We start from the raw sequence: 4,785 nt of genomic DNA, 5'->3' as shown, positions 1-4,785 counted from the left end.
CCCCCATTTCATGGGGGCGAGGAAACGCCAACCGCCGGCCGCCGCGATCTTTGGAAAGCTTGGGTTCCTCGCCCCCACAAAGTGGGGGAGAGGTGGCTCGGCGAAGCCGAGACGGAGAGGGGGAGCGCCGTATGCGATTACCCTGTCTTTGCCAATGTCGCTTCGCCTGGCTAGTATGGCAGCCAATCGCAACCAAGAGGTCCGCCATGCATCTCGCCTCGCTGCTGATCTTCGCCGCCGCTCTGTTCGTCGCCGCCGGCTCGCCCGGGCCGTCCATCGCGGCGCTCGTGGCGCGGGTGATCTCGAAAGGATTCCGCGACGTTTTCCCGTTCCTGCTGGCGATGTGGATCGGAGAGGCGATCTGGCTGTCGCTGGCGGTGTTCGGGCTGGCCGTCGTGGCGCAGACCTTCCACTACGCCTTCGTCGTCGTGAAGTGGGTTGGCGTGGCCTATCTCGCCTGGCTAGCGTTCAAGATGTGGACGGCGCCAGTGGAGGCCAAGGAAGGCGAGATGCCGCGCGAAGATTCGCCCGTGAAACTGTTCTTTGCCGGCATGGCGGTGACGCTCGGCAACCCGAAGATCATGATGTTCTATCTGGCGCTGCTGCCGACCATCATCGATCTCGCCTCGGTCAGCGTCGTCGGCTGGGTCGAGCTGACGCTGACTATGGCTGTCGTGTTGGTCGTCATCGACCTAGCCTGGGTGCTGGCCGCTTCGCAGGCGCGCCGGCTTCTGAAAAGCAAGCGCGCAATGAAGATCGCCAACCGCGTCAGCGCCACGACCATGGCGGGCGCCGCCGCGGCAATCGCCGCGCGCTAAAGCAATTCCAGAAAAAGGGTGAGCGGTTTTCCGCCCGGAATTGCGTCAAACAAAAGGTTAGAGCGGTTCGCCGTTTCCGCGAACGGCGAAACGCTTAGAGCGGCCGGCCTCACATCATCTCGATGATCGGCGCGATCTCGACGCTGAAGGCCGGGTCCATCAGGATCGGGCACTCCTTGGCTTTGGCGACGGCATCGTCGATGTCCCTGGCCTCGACGATCGTGTAGCCGGCGGTCGGATTGCTGCCGCCATTGTTCTCGACCTTGCCGCTGGGCAGAACCGTCTTGGACATGCCGACCGGATTGCCGCCGTCGACCACGGCCGAGCCCAGCTTGTCATACCAGCCGGTCCAGGCATCCATAGCCGCTTTGCGTTCGGCTTCATCGGTCGGCATCTTGCCGGAGCCGTGATAGACATAGAGAAATTTCGCCATGTTCTCCTCCCTTGTCGGCGGCGTCGAACCGGCATGCGGCCACGCCGCAATCCTGGTTATGCAGCTGCGCTGCAACTTGATCATCGGATCAAATGCCGGGATGGGCAACGAAAAATTCGGTGTTGCTAATGTAATGCCAGCGACCCTATCTCGCCATGGCGTGGTATTCGGGATTCGGCCGCATATCGACGGCGGCGGCCACGCGGTTCGACATGTTGAAGAAGGCGGCGGTCGAGGCGATGTCCCAGATGTCGCGGTCGGAGAAACCGGCCTGCCGCAAGGCGGCGCGGTCGGCTTCCACGATCTTGGCCGGTTCTTCCGTCAGCTTGACGGCGAATTCGAGCATGGCGCGCTGGCGGTCCGACAGATCGGCGGCGCGGAAATTCATCGCCATCATCTCGCCCAGCGCCGGCTCGCCCGACAGCTGACGCACCGCCGCGCCATGCGCGGTCAGGCAGTAATAGCAGTGGTTGATCGAGGAGACGGCGACCGCGATCATCTCGCGCTCCAGCTTCGACAGGCCCGAATCGCCCAGCATCAGATCGTTGTACATGTCGGTGAAGGCGCGCAGCTTCTTCTCGTCGAAGGCGTAGGCGAGCAGCACGTTGGGCACGAGGCCGAGCTTCTCCTCGCATTTGGCGAAATAGGCTTTCGTCGCCTCGCTCAGCTCCGCCTGGACAAGGTCAAGCGCGGTTATTTTGCCGGTCATACGGGTTCTCCTTGCAGGCCGATGGCGTCAGTTCGAATTTTTTAATGCGTCGTCAAACCTTTGTCGCGAAACGGCGGTCATCTGCTACGATAGCCACAAAAGCATAAGACGGGAGGGAATAAGCGTCATGGCCAGCGTGAAATCCAAGCCGAAGAAGAAAGCGGCAGCCGCCGCGAAAGCGGCGGAGAAGCCCGCAAGGCTTGCCGATTATCTGCTTGCCCGGGCGCCCGCCGAGGATATCGCGGCCTATGACGCCGCCGACCTGGAACGCGCAGGCGAGCTCGCCGCCCGCGCGGTGGCCAGCCACAGGAAGGGCGAAAGCGTCGTCGCCGTCGATGCCGATTCGGGCGTTGCCTGCGACGGCCGCCCGGTCACGGTCATCACCGTCGTCAACGACAACATGCCGTTCCTGTTCGATTCCATCCTTGGCGAGATCACCGAGAGCAGCGGCCAGCCGACGCTGGTCACCCATCCGATCGTTACCGTCCGTCACGGCAAGGCCGGCGTCGTAGAGGTTCTGGGCGACGGCGGCAAGGAGGATGACGAGCACGAGCGGCTGAGCGTCGTCCACGTCCACATTCCAAGGCTGACCGCCGAGGAGGCGAAGAGCCTTACCGAGCGGCTGCGCAAGATGCTCTCCCAGGTCCGGGCCGCGGTCGTCGACTGGAAGCGTATGCTCGCCCGCCTCGACCAGGCGATTTCCGAGTTCCGCTATTCCGCGGTGCCGCTAGACAAGAAGAGCGTCGCCGAGGCGATCGCCTTCCTCGAATGGCTGCGCGACGACAATTTCACCTTCCTTGGCATGCGCGAGTTCAAATATGTCGGCGGCGAGGAGAGCGGCTCGCTCGAGCGCGCCGACAAGCCCGGCCTCGGCATCCTGGCGGATCCCGACGTGCTGGTGCTGAGGCGCGGCACCGAGGCGGTGACGACGACCCCGGAGATCCGCGCCTTCCTGCACGGGCCGGAGCCGTTGATCGTCACCAAGGCGAACGCCAAGTCGCTGGTGCACCGCCGCATCTATCTCGACTATGTCGGGGTCAAGACCTACACCGCGAAAGGCGCGCTCGCGGGCGAACTGCGCATCGTCGGCCTGTTCACCTCGACCGCCTACACGCGCTCGGTGATGAAGATCCCCTATCTGCGCTCGAAGGCCGAAACGATCATCGCCAAGTCGGGGTTCAATCCCAACGACCATTCCGGCAAGGCGCTGATCAACGTGCTGGAAAGCTATCCGCGCGACGAGTTCTTTCAGGTTCCGGTGCCGGTCCTGAGAAAGCATGCCAATGCCATTCTCGGGTTGGTCGAGCGGCCGCGGATCAGAGCGCTGGTGCGCGCCGACCAGTTCGATCGTTTCGTTTCGATCCTCGTCTTCGTGCCGCGCGACCGCTATGACAGCGTCGTGCGCGAGAAGATCGGCGCCTATCTCAAGACCGTCTTCGAGGGCCGGCTGTCGGCCTATTACCCGGCCTTCCCGGAAGGCGGGCTGGCGCGCGTGCATTTCATCATCGGCCGCTCCGGCGGCAAGACGCCGAAGATCGAGCAGTCGACGATCGAGGCAGCGATCCGCGACATCGTGCGGACCTGGCAAGACGCGCTCTCCGAGGCCGCGGAAGCGGCTGGCAGCGATCCGGCGCTGAAGGCGATCGCGGCGCGGTTCCCCGAAAGCTACCGCGATAGCTTCTCGGCCGCCGTGGCGCTGGCCGATGCCGGGCGCATCGCCAAAATCAGCGCCGACAATCCGATCGCCATCGACTATTACCGCCATGCCGACCAGAAGCCGAACCAGGCGGCGCTGAAGATCTACCACCATGGCAGCCCGGTGGCGCTGTCGCGGCGCGTGCCGGTGCTGGAGAATATCGGCTTCCGCGTCATCAGCGAGCGCACCTTCGAGGTCGCCGGCGACCCGGCTGCAACGGTATTCATCCACGACATGGAGCTGGAGAACAGCTACGGCAACCCAATCAACCTCGCCGATGGCGGGGCGCTGTTCGAGGATGCCTTCCTCTCGGTCTGGCGCGGCGACGTCGACAATGACGGCTATAATGGCCTGGCGCAGACCGCCGGCTTGTGGTCGGGCGAGATCACCATCCTGCGCGCCTATGGCCGCTATCTGCAGCAGGCCGGCATCCCGCAGAGCCAGGATTTCATCGCCGCGGCACTCAACCGTTATCCGGAGATCGCGCGCGGCCTGCATTCGCTGTTCGTCGCGCGCCTCGGGCCGACGGCGGAAGGCGACGGCGCGGTCGCGGCCAAGCACCTCAAGGCCAAGATCAAGGACGCGCTGGAGGAGGTCCCCAATATCGATGACGACACCATCATCCGCCGCTACCTCAACCTGATCGAAGCCTCGCTGCGCACCAATCATTTCGTCGCCGATACGAAAGCGAAGGGGCAGTCGCTGGCGATCAAGCTCGACTCGCAGGCGGTCGAGGGACTGCCGGCGCCGCGGCCATGGCGCGAGATCTTCGTCTACGGCTCTGAGGTCGAGGGCGTGCATCTGCGCTTCGGCCCGGTGGCGCGCGGCGGCCTGCGCTGGTCGGACCGCGCCCAGGACTACCGCACCGAGGTGCTGGGTCTTGTGAAGGCGCAGCAGGTCAAGAACGCGGTTATCGTGCCGGTCGGCGCCAAGGGCGGCTTCTATCCGAAGAAGCTGCCGATGAGCGCCGGGCGCGACGCCATCTTCGAGGCCGGCACCTCGGCCTACAAGAACTTCGTCTCCAGCCTGCTTTCGATCACCGACAATATAGGCGTCGACGGGGTTATCCCGCCGGCCGGCGTGGTGCGGCGCGATCCTGACGATCCCTATTTCGTCGTCGCCTCCGACA

General features: G+C 64.3%; 4 protein-coding genes. 2 read left to right on the top strand and 2 right to left on the bottom strand.

The genetic code is table 11. The features are described 5' to 3' along the window. The first annotated feature begins 206 nt into the window (after positions 1-206). Positions 207-818 carry a LysE family translocator gene (locus EOA23_RS31680; protein WP_126063761.1) on the top strand — a complete coding sequence of 204 codons (612 nt, stop codon included), beginning with the start codon at positions 207-209 and terminating at the stop codon, positions 816-818. A 109-nt stretch (positions 819-927) separates the two neighbouring features. Here EOA23_RS31680 and EOA23_RS31675 read toward each other — a convergent pair whose 3' ends face one another. Next, positions 928-1,251 (bottom strand): YciI family protein, encoded by a 324-nt coding sequence (locus EOA23_RS31675; RefSeq protein WP_126063762.1) that lies wholly within the window; start codon positions 1,249-1,251, stop codon positions 928-930. A gap of 145 nt (positions 1,252-1,396) precedes the next feature. Then, complete coding sequence (locus tag EOA23_RS31670; RefSeq protein ID WP_127306991.1) at positions 1,397-1,960, bottom strand: peroxidase-related enzyme; 564 nt, start codon at positions 1,958-1,960, stop codon at positions 1,397-1,399. Positions 1,961-2,087: 127 nt separating this feature from the next. Here EOA23_RS31670 and EOA23_RS31665 point away from each other — a divergent pair. Continuing rightward, the coding region (locus tag EOA23_RS31665; protein WP_145966542.1) for an NAD-glutamate dehydrogenase domain-containing protein at positions 2,088-4,785 on the top strand (2,698 nt) is incomplete at its 3' end.

This window comes from Mesorhizobium sp. M2A.F.Ca.ET.042.01.1.1, assembly GCF_003997405.1.
Taxonomy (GTDB): Bacteria; Pseudomonadota; Alphaproteobacteria; order Rhizobiales; family Rhizobiaceae; genus Mesorhizobium.
The sequence above is the reverse complement of the archived record's forward strand: the minus strand, read 5'-3'. Positions and strand labels throughout refer to the sequence as shown.